The 18817-nt window shown below is 31.6% G+C and carries 18 protein-coding genes; 12 read left to right on the forward strand and 6 right to left on the reverse strand.

Translation table 11 applies throughout. From position 1 onward, the window contains the following. Positions 1–106: 106 nt before the first annotated feature. From ASC44_RS17355 to ASC44_RS17395, 9 genes are all read left to right on the forward strand, one after another. A complete protein-coding gene (locus ASC44_RS17355) occupies positions 107–1963 on the forward strand; it encodes an OstA-like protein (RefSeq protein WP_055448880.1) in 1857 nt (618 codons plus the stop codon). Next, positions 1963–3147 (forward strand): aspartate aminotransferase family protein, encoded by a 1185-nt coding sequence (locus tag ASC44_RS17360; RefSeq protein ID WP_055448881.1) that lies wholly within the window; start codon positions 1963–1965, stop codon positions 3145–3147. The genes ASC44_RS17355 and ASC44_RS17360 overlap by 1 nt, the downstream gene beginning before the upstream one ends. Before the next feature lie 156 nt (positions 3148–3303). Further along, complete coding sequence (locus ASC44_RS17365) at positions 3304–4683, forward strand: tetratricopeptide repeat protein (RefSeq protein ID WP_055448946.1); 1380 nt, start codon at positions 3304–3306, stop codon at positions 4681–4683. 59 nt (positions 4684–4742) lie between these two features. After that, the gene (locus tag ASC44_RS17370) at positions 4743–5537 is read left to right on the forward strand and encodes a hypothetical protein (protein ID WP_055448882.1); all 795 of its coding nucleotides are present in this window, start codon (positions 4743–4745) and stop codon (positions 5535–5537) included. A 305-nt stretch (positions 5538–5842) separates the two neighbouring features. Beyond that, on the forward strand, positions 5843–6805 hold the full coding sequence (locus ASC44_RS17375) for a DUF368 domain-containing protein (protein ID WP_055448883.1): 963 nt from the start codon (positions 5843–5845) through the stop codon (positions 6803–6805). Next, complete coding sequence (locus tag ASC44_RS17380; protein WP_055448884.1) at positions 6805–7824, forward strand: DUF368 domain-containing protein; 1020 nt, start codon at positions 6805–6807, stop codon at positions 7822–7824. Before ASC44_RS17375 ends, ASC44_RS17380 begins: the two co-directional genes overlap by 1 nt. Beyond that, a complete protein-coding gene (locus tag ASC44_RS17385) occupies positions 7793–8557 on the forward strand; it encodes a shikimate dehydrogenase family protein (protein WP_241491450.1) in 765 nt (254 codons plus the stop codon). Before ASC44_RS17380 ends, ASC44_RS17385 begins: the two co-directional genes overlap by 32 nt. Before the next feature lie 98 nt (positions 8558–8655). Further along, entirely contained in the window at positions 8656–10686 is a 2031-nt protein-coding gene (locus ASC44_RS17390; protein ID WP_055448885.1) for a DUF349 domain-containing protein, read from the forward strand. Further along, positions 10679–11095, forward strand: coding sequence for a hypothetical protein (locus ASC44_RS17395; protein ID WP_241491451.1), 417 nt, complete (start codon positions 10679–10681; stop codon positions 11093–11095). Before ASC44_RS17390 ends, ASC44_RS17395 begins: the two co-directional genes overlap by 8 nt. 762 nt (positions 11096–11857) lie before the next feature. Here ASC44_RS17395 and mazG read toward each other — a convergent pair. The 4 genes from mazG to ruvX form a co-directional block, all read right to left on the reverse strand. Beyond that, complete coding sequence (gene mazG / locus ASC44_RS17400) at positions 11858–12631, reverse strand: nucleoside triphosphate pyrophosphohydrolase (RefSeq protein ID WP_055448886.1); 774 nt, start codon at positions 12629–12631, stop codon at positions 11858–11860. A gap of 86 nt (positions 12632–12717) precedes the next feature. Continuing rightward, on the reverse strand, positions 12718–13134 hold the full coding sequence (locus ASC44_RS17405; RefSeq protein WP_055448887.1) for a DUF5606 family protein: 417 nt from the start codon (positions 13132–13134) through the stop codon (positions 12718–12720). A 57-nt stretch (positions 13135–13191) separates the two neighbouring features. Further along, complete coding sequence (def, locus tag ASC44_RS17410) at positions 13192–13782, reverse strand: peptide deformylase (RefSeq protein ID WP_055448888.1); 591 nt, start codon at positions 13780–13782, stop codon at positions 13192–13194. 4 nt (positions 13783–13786) lie between these two features. Further along, positions 13787–14197, reverse strand: a complete 411-nt coding sequence (ruvX, locus tag ASC44_RS17415) for a Holliday junction resolvase RuvX (protein ID WP_055448889.1) — start codon at positions 14195–14197, stop codon at positions 13787–13789. A 284-nt stretch (positions 14198–14481) separates the two neighbouring features. Between ruvX and ASC44_RS17420 the strand changes: the two genes are divergently transcribed. Next, the gene (locus ASC44_RS17420; protein ID WP_055448948.1) at positions 14482–15297 is read left to right on the forward strand and encodes a 2,3,4,5-tetrahydropyridine-2,6-dicarboxylate N-succinyltransferase; all 816 of its coding nucleotides are present in this window, start codon (positions 14482–14484) and stop codon (positions 15295–15297) included. 116 nt (positions 15298–15413) lie between these two features. Here the strand turns inward: ASC44_RS17420 and ASC44_RS17425 are convergent, their stop codons facing one another. Beyond that, positions 15414–16178, reverse strand: a complete 765-nt coding sequence (locus ASC44_RS17425; RefSeq protein ID WP_055448890.1) for a lipopolysaccharide kinase — start codon at positions 16176–16178, stop codon at positions 15414–15416. Between the two features lie 127 nt (positions 16179–16305). Between ASC44_RS17425 and ASC44_RS17430 the strand changes: the two genes are divergently transcribed. Both ASC44_RS17430 and ASC44_RS17435 read left to right on the forward strand, forming a co-directional pair. Further along, positions 16306–17391 (forward strand): glycosyltransferase family 9 protein, encoded by a 1086-nt coding sequence (locus tag ASC44_RS17430; protein ID WP_241491452.1) that lies wholly within the window; start codon positions 16306–16308, stop codon positions 17389–17391. Then, complete coding sequence (locus tag ASC44_RS17435) at positions 17392–17970, forward strand: class I SAM-dependent methyltransferase (protein WP_055448892.1); 579 nt, start codon at positions 17392–17394, stop codon at positions 17968–17970. It abuts the gene before it with no gap. 4 nt (positions 17971–17974) lie between these two features. Here the strand turns inward: ASC44_RS17435 and ASC44_RS17440 are convergent, their stop codons facing one another. After that, positions 17975–18808: a glycosyltransferase family 2 protein gene (locus ASC44_RS17440; RefSeq protein WP_055448893.1), complete on the reverse strand. Its 834-nt coding sequence runs from the start codon at positions 18806–18808 to the stop codon at positions 17975–17977. Positions 18809–18817 lie beyond the last annotated feature (9 nt).

Here is an 18817-nt window from a genome sequence, read left to right on the forward strand (position 1 = left end):
AACCTGCCAAGTTTAATCTTCGGCAGGTTTTTTCATATTAAATATTTCCTAATAGATAATGCCAACTCATTTTAATCGTTATTTTTGCTCAAACACTAATTACAAGATGTTTAAAAACATATTTATAGTATTTCTTCTAAGCCTAATATCTTTCAACACTTTCGCGCAAAAACGCAAAAATATTGAAATTAAGGACTCCGGTGCTTTTGGTGAAATAGACGAAGAAAAATATCCAGGCGCAAGAATTCTTACAAGAAGTGATGCAGGGCAAGTACATGTTTACCATGATGGTATCGATATGTATTGCGATCAAGCTGTTTTGTATGGTAAAGAAAATTTTGTAGAAGCTTATGGCAACGTAAAAATGGTTCAAGGTGATACCATTACTATGGTTTCCAGATACGCCGAATATAGCGGAAAAACGCAATTAGCCTATGCAAAAGGAGATGTTGTTTTAACCGAGCCAAGTTCAGTTTTAACAACAGACAAGCTCTTCTTCGATCGTGCGAAGCAAGAAGCTTTTTATAATGAAGAAGGTATGGTGGTTAGAGATTCTTCCGGGACTATAACAAGTACTATTGGTCGCTATTATATGTCACAAAAGAAATACCGCTTTTTAAACACTGTAAAACTGGTGAACCCTGAGTATGTATTGACTACAAATCAATTAGATTTCTTTTCGGAAACCGGACATGCTTACATGTATGGACCTTCTAAAATTGTAGGAGAAACAAGTACTGTGTTTTGCGAACGTGGATTTTACAATACAAATAACGACACAGGCCACTTTACTAAAAACTCAAGAATAGATTACGATAATCGTGTTGTAGTTGGTGATAGTATGTATTTTGATAGAAATCGCGATTTTGCTTCTGCTACCAACAATATTACTATTACAGATACTATTAATAAAAGTATTATAACAGGTCATTATGCCGAAGTTTACAAATCAAAAGATTCTGCTTTTGTAACTAAGCGCGCTTTAGCAGTTACCGTTCAAGAAAAAGACTCTATTTATATTCATTCAGACACGTTAATGATTACTGGAAAAGAAGATAATAGAATTACAAGAGCTTTCAGAAATGCAAAATTGTACAAATCTGATGTCAGCGGAAAATCAGACTCCATTCATGTTAATCATCAAACAGGCTTAACACAACTTATTAATTTATCGCGTTTAGATTCAAAAGATGCCTTTGCTGTAAAAAGAAGACCTATACTTTGGAATTTAACAAACCAAATAACAGGAGATACTATTCATTTAAAATCTAATACCGAAACTGAAAAAATAGATTCACTTATTGTTTTCGAAAATGCTTTTGTTATTAGTAAAGATACTTTAAGCACTGACTATTACAGTCAAATTAAAGGAAAAAGACTTGTTGGGTTATTCGATGAAAATAACCAAATGAAACAAGTTAACATCTACAAAAATGCCGAGTCTGTTTTTATTCTTAGAAATGAAGACGATGAATTTATTGGTTTAGATAAAGCGAGATCTGCAAATATTGAAATCTATTTCGAAGAAGGTGATATTTACTATTACAAACGATTAGTTAATCCTGATGCTAATACATATCCCGAAGCCGATATATTAAAAGGAGCTTTGAGATTAAAAGATTTTGATTGGAGAGAAGACGAAAGACCATTAAGCGTTGAAGATTTATTTAAGGACGATCCTCCTTTAGAATTACCAATAATAAAAGGCTTAGCTCCTGCTGTTCCTGAAGAAGAGTTTTTTGATGCAGACCTGTTAAATCGTGTTGACAAAGCAGATGACGAAAGCAAACCAAAGGTTCGTTTTGGAGACGCTAGAGATGACCAACCTTTAAAAGCATCAAGACAAATTCCTACTAAACAGGTTAAGCAAGAAATGATAAAAAAGAAACCACAAGAACAACCAAAGCTAAAAAGCCTAAAGTCTTCTATTGGAAAAGCAGTGAAATTAGAAGAAAAAAAGTAATGAAAGACCAGTTCTTTAAATACCAAGCACAAACAACACCACACCCTTTAGCTATGGAAATTTCTCACGCTAAAGGTTCTTATATATACGATACCAACAACAAAGCCTATTTAGATTTTGTTGCAGGTGTATCGGCTTGTTGTTTAGGACATTCACATCCAAGAGTTGTTTCAGCAATAAAAAACCAAGTAGATCGCTATTTACACGTTATGGTTTATGGTGAATACATCCAGAAACCTGCTGCCGAATTATGCGAGTTATTAGCGAAAAACTTACCACATCCACTTGAGAAAACATACCTAGTTAATTCTGGAACAGAAGCTATTGAAGGTGCATTAAAACTTGCAAGACGCGCAACAGGTAGAAGTCAAATTATTGCTGCGCATAATGCGTATCACGGCAACACAATGGGCTCACTTAGTTTAATGGATTTTGAAGAACGTAAAGCGCCTTTTAGACCGTTGTTACCAGAGATTAGCCACATTACTTTTAATCACGAGCCACATTTAAAACACATTACCACAAAGACAGCTTGTGTTATTTTAGAAACCATTCAAGGTGGTGCAGGGTTTATTGAACCCATAAATAGTTACCTACAAAAAGTTAGGAAACGATGTGACGACGTTGGTGCATTATTAATATTAGACGAAATTCAACCAGGAATTGGTAGAACAGGAAAATTATTTGGTTTCGAGAACTATAATTGTATTCCAGACATTTTAGTTACAGGTAAGGGACTTGGAGGCGGTTTGCCAATTGGAGCATTTACGGCTTCTGCTAAATTAATGGAAACCCTACAAGACAATCCTAAACTGGGTCACATTACTACTTTTGGCGGAAATCCAGTTATTGCCTCGGCAGCTTTGGCTACATTACAAGAAATAACAGAAAGTGACTTAATGTCACAAGCTTTAGATAAAGAACAACTTATTAGAACCCATTTAAAGCATCCTTTAATACAAGAAATTAGAGGAAAAGGCCTCATGTTAGCAGCAATATTACCATCTACAGAAATAGCTAATCAATTGATTTTAACAGCTCAAGATAATGGCCTAATTCTTTTTTGGTTATTATTCGAATCTAGAGCTATTAGAATTACTCCTCCACTTACCATTAGCAACGAAGAAATTATAGAAGGCTGTGGCATTATTGTTGAAGTATTAAACAATATACAAAGTAAATAGACCATTCTAAACTATTAATTGTCAATAGCAAAGCTATTGAAAGCAACCTAATGTTTTATAGTTGTTCATTACTTTGTTAAAAACATTTGCTTGTAACACATTAAAAATAGCGCTTTGAGCGTTACATTTATTACCAGCAAAGCTGAATTAATGCCTATGGATTTTAGCCAAGAAGAAGAAAACAATAACGTATCGCTTACTAAATTTGAGTCTATGCTTAAAACAAACAACGTTTTGTTTTTTGACTCTAGTGAGTTTGAAAATATTATTCACCATTACCTTAATCAAGGTAAGGTTGCGCTTGCAAAAAAAGCAATAAAATTAGGATTGCAACAACATCCTAGTTCTATTAGTTTAAAACTTTTTAAAGTTGAAATTTTTGTTTTTGAAGATGATTTAAGCAAAGCTAATGAGCTTTTAAACGAATTGTATATTCTTGAGCCTTCAAATGAAGAAATTTATATTCAGAAAGCTAATATTTTATCTAAAGAAGATAAGCACGAGGAGGCTATAGACGTTTTAAAACGCGCATTAGTTCTTGCTGAAGATACTGCCGACTTATACTCTCTCATAGGAATGGAATATTTATTTCTAGACCAATTTGACATGGCAAGAGATAGTTTCATGAAGTGTCTTGAGGCAAATCCAGAAGATTACGCTTCTCTCTATAATATTATTTATTGTTTCGATTTTTTAGACAAAAATGAAGAAGCTATAGAATACCTAAATATCTATTTAGATACAAACCCTTATTGCGAAGTTGCTTGGCACCAACTTGGTCGTGAATATTACGAGTTAAAAGATTACGATAAGGCGTTAAATGCTTACGACTTTGCTATCATTTCTGATGATACTTTTGTAGGTGCATACATTGAAAAAGGCAAGGTTTTAGAAAAGTTAAACTTGTATAATGAGGCTATAGAAAACTACAGTATTACATTATCTTTAGAAGACCCGACATCTTTTGCTTTATTAAGAATTGGCAATTGTCACGAGATATTAAGAAACAATGATTTAGCATTACATTATTACTACAAAACAGTACATGAAGATCCACTTTTAGCCAAAGGTTGGATTGCAATAACTAAGTTTTGTTTTAATCAAAAAGAGTACCAAAAAGCACTGCATTATATTAACAAAGCGATAAGTATTGATAGCGAAAATGCTTCTTATTGGAAACATTATGCAAAAATTAATCATAGATTAAATTTTCTTGAAGAGGCTGAAAGCGGCTACAAACAAGCTTTGGAACTTGGTAATCACGAACTAGAAACATGGTTAATTAGAACTGATATATTAGCAGAATTAGGAGAACAAGAAGCCGCAGCTTTTAATTTAATTCAAGGTCAAGAATTTTACCCAGAAAACGCTGAAATAGAATTTAGATTAGCAGGGTTATATTTTCAATTATTAGAAACAGAGAAGGCAACTTATCACTTAAGAAATGGATTGCGTTTTGACGCAGAACATGTTATTGTTTTAGAAAGTTTATTTCCAGACGTTTATGAGTCTTTGCTTATTAACAAACTAATTTAGAGATGGTTTTACTTCTCGTAGAAAAAAGACAAATAGCATCAATTAGTTAAAATCGATAAATGGTACCCGAACTACTATTCCTAATTAAATTAATTGTTGCTATTGCATTCGTTATTGGTTTATCCCTTCTTGCTGAAAATGTGAGTCCTAAAGTTGCAGGTGTATTATCTGGATACCCAACTGGTTCTGCTATAACTTTATTTTTCTTTGGCTTAGAAGTCAACCCTGAATTTGCTGCAACAAGTGCTGTCTATAACATGATTGGATTAAGTGCTGCTCTATCATTTGTCTTTATTTACTACATAGCATCAAAGTACTTCAAAAAATATAACATTCTATTTTCTTCTTTATTTGCGATACTAGGCTATTTAGCAATTATTGGGTTATTACATCTTATTGAAATTAATAAATATATAGCTATAGTAATACCAATTGCATTTTCACTGCTTTGCGTCTACCTTTTTAAAGATATTAAGAATATTAATATACAAACTAAAGCAAAACTCAATTATAAAATCCTCTTTGTAAGAGCCTTTTTTGCTGCTTTAATTATTTTGTTAATTACAACTGTTCCAAAATTTGTTGGACCAAGTTGGGCAGGCCTTTTTTCTGCCTTTCCAACAACGCTATTTCCATTAATGTTAATTATTCACTTTACGTATTCAAAAGAGCACGTGCATACTATTATCAAGAATGTACCCATAGGCATGTTCTCATTGATAATCTATTCTTTATCAATTTCCATTGTATACCCTTTATATGGAATATATTTAGGAACAATTATTTCATTTGGAGCCGCAACACTGTATCTAATAGTATATAACAAAATTAAAAGTGCAATAAGCAAACATTAACGATGGAGCGCATATTTACTGAATGTTTAACCCATTTAGACAACCTACAACTATCCAGTTATTCAGATATACCTTTACAATATCAAATCAGCGAATAACAAAATAGAAATAGTTAAGAAACAAAATTGAACCATCTTTTCTCACCTATTCAAAATGATTCTTGCATGCAAATATCATTTTACTCGTCTCTACCCTATTTAAATATTTAATCAAATAAAGATCGAGAATTTCAAAACTACAAGGTTTCAAAAAACTTGTAGAATTATTAAAATTCCATACCTTTGATTTGATAGAAAAATTAAAATATGCAAAGAAAACTTAAAGACTATTTTATAATCGCATTTAAAGGCATTGCTATGGGAGCAGCAGATGTTGTTCCTGGTGTTTCTGGAGGTACAATTGCCTTTATTTCTGGAATTTACGAAGAACTTTTAGAGAGTATAGATAATTTGAATCTAGCTTTTTTTAAATCCTGGAAAACCGAAGGGTTTAAAACAGCATGGCATAAAATTAATGGTAATTTTTTGCTTGCCTTATTTTCAGGAATTGCCATTAGTATTTTCTCTTTGGCCAAAGCTATTAAATGGCTTTTATTCAACGAACCAATTTTGTTATGGTCCTTTTTCTTTGGCTTAGTTTTATCGAGTATTCTCTTTATTGGAAAACAAATTAAATCATGGAATGTTCCTGTAATTCTATTATTAATATTGGCCGCAGTTGGCTCTTATTTTATTACAATTGCAGAACCTTTTGCCTCTCCAGACAGCAACCTTTATCTACTGTTTTGTGGAGCAATTGCAATTATAGCTATGATTCTTCCAGGAATATCTGGTGCATTTATATTACTAATTTTAGGTGCATACCAAACAGCAATTAATACTGTAGACGACCTTCTTCAAAGCATAATAACTCTCAATTTCGAATTGTTTAAAACCGCTTTTATTAAATTTTTAATGCTAGCAATTGGAGCAATTATCGGAATAAAATCTTTTTCAAAAATATTAAATTGGATGTTTAAAAATTATAAAAACATAACACTATCCATTTTAACAGGATTTATGATAGGGTCCTTAAATAAAATTTGGCCTTGGAAAAAAGTATTAGAAACCCGTATAAATTCTCATGGAGAAGAAGTTCCTTTTATTGAAAAAAGCATTTCTCCTTTTATTTTTGAAGGTAACAACCAATTACTACTCTCATTAGTTTTAATAATTTTTGGTTTCCTAACCATTTTTATTTTAGAAAAAGTAGGTTCAAAAAAAGCATAATGCAAAGCACACGTACATTTAAAGACAAGTTATTCTTAATCTTAAAAGGATTAGGAATGGGAGCTGCCAATAAGGTTCCTGGTGTGTCTGGCGGTGTTGTGGCTTTTGTTGCTGGTTTTTATGAAGAGTTTATTCATTCTCTAAAACGTGTAAATTTAACGGCGTTTAAACTTTTATTTAATGGCAGGTTTCGCTCATTCTTTAGTTATATAAATGGTAAATTTTTAAGTCTATTATTTTTCGGAATGCTTGTTAGCTATTTTAGTGTTTCAAAAATATTAGATTATTATATTAAACATTACGAATTGTATGTTTGGAGCATTTTCTTCGGGATGATTATTGGGTCTATTTATTACATAAGTAAAGATTTTAAAGACTGGAAACCTACAACCTACTTAGCAATACTAATTGGAGCCATTATTGGTATTAGTATTAGTTTTCTTGATCCTGCAATGGAAAACGATAACCTTTGGTTTGTATTTATTTGTGGAATCATTAGTGTTTCAGGTATGGCTTTACCCGGTTTCTCAGGATCCTTCATTTTAATTCTATTAGGAAATTATGTTCTTCTTTTGGTAGACTCTGTTAATGCCCTTTATGATACTTTCTATGAAATTCTCGGAGGTAATTTCAGCTTTATAGATAACATAGAACGCCTAAGAACTCTAAAGGTTTTAATTGTTTTTACCTTAGGTTCTATTATTGGCTTAGTTAGTTTTTCGCACGTATTAAGTTATATTTTAAAACACTATAAAAGTGTTACAACAGCATCGATTATTGGATTTATTGTAGGCTCACTAGGTGTTGTATGGCCATGGAAAGAAACTGTTTTTAAAACAGATATTTCTGGTGCTAATATTTTAGATAAACGCGGTAAATACATTATCGAAAATTATAGACGCTATATTCCCGAGTTTGAAAGCGAAACTTATATTGCTATATTTTATATTTTAATTGGAATTGCTACTGTTCTTGGTTTAGAATGGTATGGCAGAAAAACACGACAAACACATGCGTAGATTTGGTTTAATAGGTAAAGACATATCATATTCTTTCTCAAGAAATTATTTTAAAAATAAGTTTGAAACTGAAGATATAAAGAATACAACCTATGAAAATTTCGATCTTGAAAACATAGCTCTATTTCAATCTAAACTAAAACAAGAAAAAGACATTAATGGCTTTAATGTCACCATTCCCTACAAGGAAAGCGTCATGCCTTTTTTAGACAAACTAAATAAAAAAGCAAAAGCTATTGGTGCTGTTAACACTATAATAATAACAAAAAAAGGGAAATATGTTGGTTATAACACAGACTATTACGGATTTAAAAAAACATTAAAACCGTTTCTAAAAAAGCGTCATAAAAAAGCATTAATTCTAGGTACTGGAGGTGCTAGCAAAGCAATAGCTTATGCCTTAAAATCGCTAGGCATAGACTACTATTTTGTATCTAGAAATCCAGGCGAAAACGTAAAATACACATACCTTGAACTTACTGATGAGATTATAGAAACGCATCAAATTATCATTAATAGTACACCTTTAGGTACATTTCCAGATATCGATGTTTGTCCAAACATTCCTTATCAAGCAATTTCTAAACAACACATATTATTTGATTTAATTTATAATCCTTCCGAAACAAAATTTCTAAGATTAGGCAAACAAAACAACGCGACCATTGTTAATGGCGAAAGGATGTTAGAGTTGCAAGCCGAGAAATCTTGGAGTATTTGGAATAAAAAATAAGCACATTTTATTCGAAAAATAATTTGAAACAGCTATTAAAACACAAGTTTTAGTATCTTTAAAGTCTAAATTTTTACCTAATAAAAACATTTTATAAAATGTCAGAGCAAGATAACCTGCCAAAAGCAGACGGAAACGAAGAGAACAAAGCACTAGAAAACACAGCAATTGAGAATGTTGAAGAGACTGTTAAAGAAACAGTTAACGAGCACACAACAGACTCTCAAGAACCTCAAAATGAGAACACTAATGATGCTGTAATTAATGAAATCGACGACTCTAATGCAGAAGATGCTGAGGATGAAGGCACAAGCGATCGTCATAATATTGAAGACAAAGATTATAGTGAAATGTCTTTAGATGCTTTAGTTATCGAACTTGAAAAGTTGGTAGAAAGTCAAAAAATACAAGCTATCAAACAGCATGTTGAAGCCATAAAAAATGAGTTTAACGAAAAATTTAATGCCCTTGTAGAAGAAAAGAAGCAAGAGTTTTTAGATGGCGGAGGTAATGAAATAGATTTCCATTACTCTATTCCTGTAAAACGCAGTTTTAACGACATTTACAAAGAATATCGCAACAAAATTTCATCGCATTACAAAGGTTTAGAAAAAGGCTTAAAAGATAATTTATCTACGAGACTTCAAATTATAGAGGACATCAAGCAACTTACAGAACTTGATGAAACGATGAATACAAAATATAAGCAATTTAAAGATTTACAAGATCAATGGAAAGCTGCTGGATCAATACCAAGAGACAAGTATAATAATGCTTGGAATAGCTACCACTTTAATGTTGAGCGTTTTTACGATTTATTGCACTTAGATAGAGATTTACGTGATAAAGACTTTGAACATAATCTCGAAAAGAAAACGAAAATAATTGAACGCGCCGAAGAATTAGCTAAAGATGAAAATAACAATCGCGCTTTTAGAGAATTACAAGCTTTACACAAAATGTGGAAAGAAGAATTAGGTCCTGTTGCAAGAGAACATAGGGAGCCAATTTGGGATCGTTTTAAGGAAGCTACAAAGGTTATTAATGATAGACGTCAAGAGTACTACGAACATTTGGATGCTGTTTACGAAAAGAACCTAGCCTTTAAAATTGGGGTTATTGGTATTATTGAAGAAAAAACTAATGATCCAGGAAATTCTCATAAAGATTGGCAAACAAAAATAAAGGAAGTAGAAATGCTTCGTGAAGAGTTTTTTAAAGCAGGAAAAGTACCTATTAAAGTCAATGAAGCTACATGGACTAAATTTAAAGTTGCTGTTCGTGAATTCAATCACAAAAAGAATTCCTACTACAAAAGCCTAAAGAAAGATCAATACGATAATCTAGACAAAAAACTAGAATTAATAAAAATTGCTGAAGCTAATAAAGACAGTGAAGACTTTACAGCTACAACGCAATTAATGAAGAAAATTCAAGGCGATTGGAAACACATAGGCCATGTACCTAGAAAAGATAGTGACAAGATTTGGAAACAATTTAGAGGTGCATGTAACCATTTTTTCGATCGTATTAATGCTAAAAGAAACGAAGCAAGTGCTGAAGAAGAAAAGGCATTTACAGAAAAAGAAGCATTCTTACAAACTGTTACAGAAACTAAATTATCTGGAGAACAGAAAGCAGATTTAGAGACTATTAAAGGATACATTGCAAAATGGAAAACACTTGGTCGAGTTCCTGGAAATAAGCGCAAAATCGAGAGTGATTTTAATAAAGCACTAGACACTTTATTTGGAGCTTTAGATATGAATAAAAATGAAGTTGAAATGATGAAGTTTGAAAACAAACTCCAAGATTTATCTTCTGCTAAAGACCAAAGAGCACTTGAAAATGAATACACGTTTATTCGTCAAAAAATTAGTGAAATCAATGGTGAGATAAACCAATTAGAAAACAACTTATTGTTCTTTAAGCACGCCGATGAAAAGAACCCATTAGTAAAATCTGTTCTTGATAATATTAAAAAGCATAAAGAGTCTCTAGTAATTTGGAAAGCTAAACTTAAAAAAATAAAGGTAATGGAAAATGCTAAAGCTAAAGCAGAGGCTGAAGCCAAAGCAGCTGCGGAAGCGGAGAAAGATAAAGCTGCTGACACAGACACAGATGAATAGAACATGCTTTATAACCATAGCTTTATTTTACTTTTCGCTAACAGCGCAAGCACAAGATGCAAGTGTAGAAAAATCAGTTTTTGGTATACAAACAGGAATATTAGGTGTTTGGGTTCATAATGAGGCGAAATTATCTAATGCGATTGCTCTTCGATCTGAACTAGGAGTTGATTTTGGTTTTTATAGTGGTAGTTTCTATAATGATTCTGGACTTTTAGCAGTACCATCATTAACACTAGAGCCTAGATGGTATTATAATTTGAATAAAAGGGTTAGAAAATCTAGACGTATTGATGGGAATAGTGGCAATTTTGTTTCTATTAGAATCAATTATCATCCTGATTTATTACTAAACTCTATTAACGAAAACTACAATTTTATAAGCGATCTTTCTATAATACCAACTTGAGGCATTAGAAGAAGTATTGGTAAACATTTTAATTATGAAACTGGCATTGGTGTTGGTTATATAAAATATTTTGAAGAAGCAAATACTATTTTTGAGGAATCTGATGTTGGTGTTAACTTACATTTAAGGATTGGTTATCGTTTCTAATTCGGACTAAATTAAAAATTATATAAAAAATACGCTCGTCTTAGACGAGCTTTTTTTTTCCCGCAAAGACAGGTAACATAATAATATTAAAGACTAAGTTTTATCTTTTTGGTGTTCTCTTAAAAGTTCGCAGAACGTGTTTTATAAAACAAAACTATTAGAAAAACCAAATCCTGCTCGATTTGCATCAAACAGGATTTTGGCTCCTAACTAAACTAACCAATTATTTCTATTTCGCTTACTAGAAATAATTTTATGCAAAATGACCTATAAAAAGTTTACGCTATTAACCAATTATCCTATGAAGAAACAAGGCCATTTGATATTATATACGCAGAGAAGTTAATTTTGGATTACCATGACTTAAAAAAAATAGTCTTTTTTTTATTTAATAGCTTAAACCCACAAATACAAAGGGTTAAGCAACGTTATTTTTTTTCAAAAAACTTAAATAACGCAAACCTAAAGTAGATTTTTCTAATTACATTTTTTTGGCTTCCTCCCAAAAAACTAGGGTATTTGAAAAACCTGAAAGTAGATTTTTCCAATTACATTTTTTTGGCTTCCTCCCAAAAAACTAGGGTATTTGAAAAACCTGAAAGCAGATTTTTCTAATTACATTTTTTTGGCTTCCTCCCAAAAAATATCCATTTCAGCCAAAGTCATTTCTTTTAAATCTTTGTTTAATGCTTTTGCTTTAGATTCTAAATATTGAAATCTTTTAGAGAATTTTTTATTAGTTCTTTCTAAGGCGTTCTCTGGGTTTATATTTTTAAATCGAGCATAGTTTACTAAAGAGAATAAAACGTCACCAAACTCATCTTCCATCGCGTCTGCATCGTTTTTAGCAACCTCAACTTTAAATTCATTCAACTCCTCTTCTACTTTTTCCCAAACTTGTTCTGGTTCATCCCAATCGAAACCTACTCCTGCTACTTTATCTTGAATACGACTTGCTTTTACTAAAGCTGGTAAACTTTTAGGCACACCTTCTAAAACACTTGTTCTGCCTTCTTTTAGCTTTAGTTTTTCCCAATTACGCTTTACTTCGGCTTCGTCTTTTACTTTCACATCTCCATAGATGTGTGGATGCCTATGTATTAGTTTTTCGCAAATAGAGTTACAAACGTCTGCAATATCAAAGGTGTTGGTTTCGCTTCCTATTTTTGCATAGAATACGAGGTGTAATAGCAAGTCTCCAACTTCGTTTTTTACTTCTTCTAAATCATTATCTAAAATAGCATCGCCAAGTTCGTAGGTTTCCTCGATGGTTAAGTGACGCAAGGTTTCCATGGTTTGTTTCTTATCCCAAGGACATTGCTCACGAAGCTCGTCCATGATGGTTAATAAACGATCGAATGCTTTTAATTGATTAGCTCTAGAATTCATGAAATAATATTTTTGTAAAGGTATTTAAAAACAAAAAAATCCAGCTAAAAAGCTGGATTTTAATTTATAGTATCGAAATTGAATGTCTATTCTTCTTCGTCTGATTTTTTAGGATCTTCTAAATCTAATAAATCATTTTTTTGAAGCATGTTGTACCATTGCACTACTTTTTTGATATCGCTTGCATATACTCTATCTTCATCGTAATCTGGTAAAACCTCGAAAAAATACTCTTCTAATTTATCTTTAGATTCTTTGTGGCTTATTGAAGTTTGTCCACCATTTTCTTTAGCTTTAATTTTTGCTAAAACAGCACGTAAAGGTACTTCTTCTGTTAATGTATAAATCGCAATTTCGCTTAATATGCTAACGTTTTGCTGGATACCAACAGAAATTTTACGATTATCTAATAAAGATTTTGCAATAAAGCCACCTCTGGTTTGTGTGATTAATTCGTATAAACCTGGTTTTCCTGAAATTGCTAATATTTTATCTAATGCCATATTTGTTTTTTATTAAGGAGCGCAAATATCTTGTACTCGATTTTGTTTTGCAAGTTTTTAACGCTTCTTTTTCATATTAGGAAATTTCATTCTGTAATCTACAGCAATCTTTCCTTTAGAAATGTTAAGCAACTTCCCTTTTATTAAACGTTTTTTTAGACTTGATAATTTATCTGTAAACAATACACCTTCGATATGATCGTACTCATGCTGAAATACTCTTGCAGCCAAACCATCTAACTCCATGGTGTGCTTTTTAAAGTCTTCATCAAAATATTCTACTTTAATGTTTGGCTTTCTAAAGACATCTTCACGAACGTCTGGAATACTTAAACAGCCTTCGTTAAAAGCCCATTCGTCTCCAGATTCTTCTAGAATAGTTGGATTAATAAAAGTGTGCTTGAAATTTTCTAAGAAAGCGCGTTCATCGTCATCAAGAACATCATCGTCTGCAAAAGGAGAAGCATCTACCAAAAACATACGTATTGGCAATCCTATTTGTGGTGCTGCTAAACCAACTCCAAAAGCACCATGCATGGTTTCTTCCATGTTTGCTATTAACGCTTTTAAATTAGGATATTCTTTTGCGATTTCTTTCGCTTTTATTTTTAAAACTGGATCGCCATAAGCGACTATTGGTAATACCATATTATTATTTATTGTAAAGGTAACTTTGTAATATTATTGTTGCACTAATCTCATCGACCAATGCTTTGTTTTGTCTTTGCTTTTTCTTTAATCCGCTATCTATCATGGTTTGTACTGCCATTTTAGAGGTAAAACGTTCGTCTACACGCTTTACTGGTATGTTTGGAAAAAAGGTTTTTAACTGACTAATAAAAGGAATTATTAAAACTTCGCTTTCGCTAGCTTGGTTGTTCATTTGTTTAGGTTCTCCCACTAAAAACAACTCTACGTTTTCTTTTTTAGTATAGTCTTTTAAAAAATCTAACAGTTCTTTTGTGGGGACAGTGGTTAAACCAGAGGCGATAATTTGCATATCGTCTGTAACAGCTAATCCTGTTCTTACTTTACCATAATCTATTGCTAGAATTTGAGCCATTGTTAATTTTTATGCAAATTTAGTTATTCTATACTACATACATAAATATTATGCCAAATTATAAATAGAGGTTATATTTGCGTGAAGGATGGAACGGTTTGTTTGAAATCCTTTTTTATTTTTTGATTACGCATAGCGGAATTAACAAATAAAAAAGATTGAGTAGTGACAGCCTGACCTTTAGGGCACGCCAAAAAAAAATATTAAAAATAGATTTAAGATTAGATTTCTGTCTTTGTTGAAATAAATTCTGCATAAACACAGAAATGAAAAACACACAATTAATGAAAGCATTACAACAAACCATTGAAAACGCTTGGGATAACCGAGACTTATTAAAAGAAGACGCAACACAGGCTGCTATTAGAAAAGTGGTAGATTTACTTGATGAAGGTACTTTACGCGTTGCGGAACCTGTTGCAGATGGTTGGCAGGTAAATGAATGGGTTAAGAAGGCTGTGGTGTTGTATTTTCCTATTCAGAAAATGGAAACATTGGAGGTTGGTATTTTTGAATATCATGATAAAATCCCTTTAAAAACGGGTTATAAAGAAAAAGGAATTCGTGTGGTACCAAATGCGGTTGCAAGACATGGTGCTTATATTTCTGCTGGTACTATTTTAATGCCTAGTTATGTTAATATTGGTGCTTATGTAGATGAAGGAACTATGGTAGATACTTGGGCAACGGTTGGTAGTTGTGCACAGATTGGTAAAAATGTACACTTATCTGGTGGTGTTGGTATTGGTGGTGTTTTAGAGCCTTTACAAGCTGCTCCAGTAATTATTGAAGATGGTGCTTTTATTGGATCGCGTTGTATAGTTGTAGAAGGAGTGCATGTGGAAAAAGAAGCGGTTTTAGGTGCTAATGTTGTTTTAACAATGAGTACTAAAATTATAGATGTTACTGGTGATGAGCCTGTGGAAATGAAAGGTCGTGTGCCTGCGCGTTCTGTGGTAATCCCAGGAAGTTATACTAAAAAATTCCCAGCAGGAGAATTTCAAGTACCTTGTGCTTTAATTATTGGTAAACGTAAAGAGAGTACAAATAAAAAGACGTCTTTAAATGATGCGTTACGTGAGTATAACGTGGCTGTTTAATATAAATTTCAGGATTTTTAGATTATAGTTGTTTTAAACTATTCTAATTTTCTTTGTAAATTTCGAATAAAAAAAACCAAATTCTAATGTTATCTAATGACATTAAATTTGTTTTTTTATTTTTTACCTTTTTTCAAGTATTTCCGTTTTAAATACTTTTTCCTATTAATCTTTCGTTTAAAATCTTGAGACGATGTTAATAACTGATTATAAACATCTTCAAATGAATAGTCGCTAATTCTAGCATATTCTGTTGCTATAATTCTAATCATTTTTTTAGATAACCATAAACGTTTTAGGTTCCCCATACGCTTTGTTAAATCCATAGTTTCAAACTGCATACGGTTTAAATCTATTAAGTAAAAATCGTATTTTGGTCCGTTTTCGATAATTAATGTATTACCTGGAGAATGGTCTAAAAAATTAATATTGTTTTCGTGTAACTGATAGGTAAACTGAGTAAATTGTTTTAAAATTTCATCTCGATTATCAAATAACGGATTATGAATTAATACTCTAAAATCGAAATCGTAATCTACATGTTTACTTATATAATAACTTGAAGTTAAACCGCTCACCGTGGTGTTTTCAACATAACCTATAGGAAAAGGTGTAAGAATATTACAATCTTTTAATTTTATAGCATATTCGAAAGAGCGCTTTGCTTTGCTCTTTCTAATATGTTTATACACAAAACTATTTATTAGCTTTGGTGTTTTAAACGACTTTATGTTTAAGGTCTCTGCTCCTATCTTATAACTCTTAATTACATTTCTCTCTCCTTTAGTAACGTAATTACCTTTAGTATTAAAATGCGCAATGCACTCTAAAATATCGGTTTTTAAATGTTCGTAATTTTTATGTAGGTGAATGTTTTGCATTAAGTCTTATTATTTATCAAAGATATATGAATCTAAATTTTAATAAAAGCCGAAAAAACAATATTTTGCATTCATATCTTAAATAAAGCCTCTTTAGTGTTCATTATCTTTTATAATAGATACTAAAATGAGTTCAGCATACATGAAAAAAATATTAGTTATACAGAATAAACGTATTGGAGATGTGCTTATAGCATCTGTTATAGCGCAAAACATGAAAAAAATCTATCCTAATAGTTTGATAGATTATCTTGTTTACGATTATACTGTTGGTGTTATTGAAAATAATCCAAACATAGATAACATTATTGCTGTAAATGATGCCGAACTTAAGAAATTTGGTAAGCTTACATCGCTTATTAATAAGCTTCGTGGTAATAAATACGATATTATTTTCGATCCTTACGCAAAATTACAGAGTCGATTAATATGTTTAGCTTCCAATGCACCTATTAGAATTGGATTTAAAAAACGTGATAAAAATCCGCCATTACCTTTTTACTCTCATAATATTCCGTTTTTAAGAGAAAAAACTAAAAATTGTGGTAAAGCGATTGAAGATCGTATAAATATGGTGACTTCTGTTTTTGATATTAATGAAAATGATATTGATTACGAACCTAAAATCTATTTAACCGAAAAAGAAAAACAATACAACAAGTTAGACAGCTATAATAGGCCTTTTGTTATGCTTGGCGTCTTAGGAAGCACGCCTCAAAAATCGATGCCTTACGAATATATTGTTGCCCTTATAGATTACATTACTAAAACGTACGATGTTAATATTCTATTTAACTATGCTCCGCACCAAAAAAAGGATGCGTTGGATATTTATGAGCAATGTGCAGATAAAGACAGAATTGTAATGGATATTTATGAAGACAGTATTCGCGGTTTTGTAAAACTAATGAACAAATGTGCACTTTTAGTTGGTAACGAAGGCGGCACAATACATATTAGTAAAGCTTTAAACAAACCCACTTTTACTATTTTCTCTCCTTATGTTTTAAAAGAACATTGGGCTAGTTTTGAGGACGGAAAAATGCATACTTCTATTCATTTACTTGAAGAAAAACCCGGTTTATTTTCTACAGACAGAGATGAAAGACGAAAGATTGAAGAAGATCCATCTTATATGTACAAGCAATTAACTCCAGAATTAATTTTACCTAAACTTGAAACATTCCTTTCTCATAATCTAAAAAACAATTAAATGAATACAGTAGATAAATTTCATAACTGGAGACGTAAACAACGCTGGAATAAACAATACAAAAAAGGAAGATGGGAGAATTTAAAAGGCGAAAAAGAAAGAGCACGCTATGAGAAAATTGTAGAGTTTACAGAAAATCATTCAAATAAAAATCCTGATATTTTAGATTTAGGTTCGGGTGAGGGCGTATTATTTGATTACTTTAATCCTGATAATATAAATGCTTTTTTAGGTATGGATTTTTCTTCAGTTTCAATTAAAAAAGCGAATGCGGTAATTAGAGAAAAAGCTACTTTTATTTGTGCAGATCTCCACAGTTTTAAACCTGTAAGGAATTATGATGTTATTGTATTAAACGAAGCTTTTTATTATATACATGAAACTAAAAAGAGTGAAGTTATTGACTTAATAGTGAATCACTTAAAACCAGATGGCATAATCATAGTCTCTATTTACAGAGAAGGATTGGGTTGTTGGGAATATTTTAAAACTGAACGTTTTAAAGAATTAGAATTCACTACAGTAAAAACAGAAGAAGAAAAAACCTATTGGAAAATTGGTGTTTATAAAATGGCTTAACTACTTACTCTTTAACCTCTAACTTCTCAATACCATAAGGTGTTTTTATAACTTTACTGTCTTTAGTGTTTTTTCTAATTGCTAAATTTCTATCTAAAGATTCTTTGGTTTTATAACCTCTTGGATGCTCTAAATGAAGACAAATTGCTTTGTAACGAATTTGCTTTGTCTTGATTCCTAAGTTTACCAAACGTTCTCCTAATTCACGATCCGGACCACCATATTGCATGCGCTCATCGTAACCATTAATTTCTATTAAATCGGTTTTCCAAGCAGAAGAGTTACAATTATTAAAGGTTGCTCCTGTTGGAGTTACTACATCTAAAAAATTAGCTAAACTATCGCCTACGCTTAATTTAAGTTGTTGTTTTTTACCTAAAACACCTTGTTTTTTTAACCAATTGGGTTTAAAACAATTTTGATTTTCAATATCTTCTAAACTAATAGCATCACTTGAAGGTTTATCAAGTTTGCAATAACCACCAGAAAGAAAAAATCCTTTTTCGGCATATTTAGCGTGTGTAGACACAAAATCTGGCCTTGCAATACAATCACCATCTGTCATTAAAATATAATCGTATTCTGTTTGTACGATACATTTATTTAATAACTCTTGCCTTCTGTACCCTTTATCTTCATGCCAAATATGGCGTAAGTTCACAGGATAATCTGCAGCAAATTTTTCTATAAGCGCTTTTGTAGATTCTTTAGAACCGTCGTCTGCAACAATAACTTCGTAATTATCATAATCTTGATGCTTATAGCTTTCTAAGACTTTACTTAAATAGTCTTCAGAATTATATGTACTTACAATAACAGTTATCGGTAATCCACTCATAGTAATAAT

Origin of the sequence: Lacinutrix mariniflava (assembly GCF_001418015.1) — a bacterium.
GTDB lineage: Bacteria > Bacteroidota > Bacteroidia > Flavobacteriales > Flavobacteriaceae > Lacinutrix > Lacinutrix mariniflava.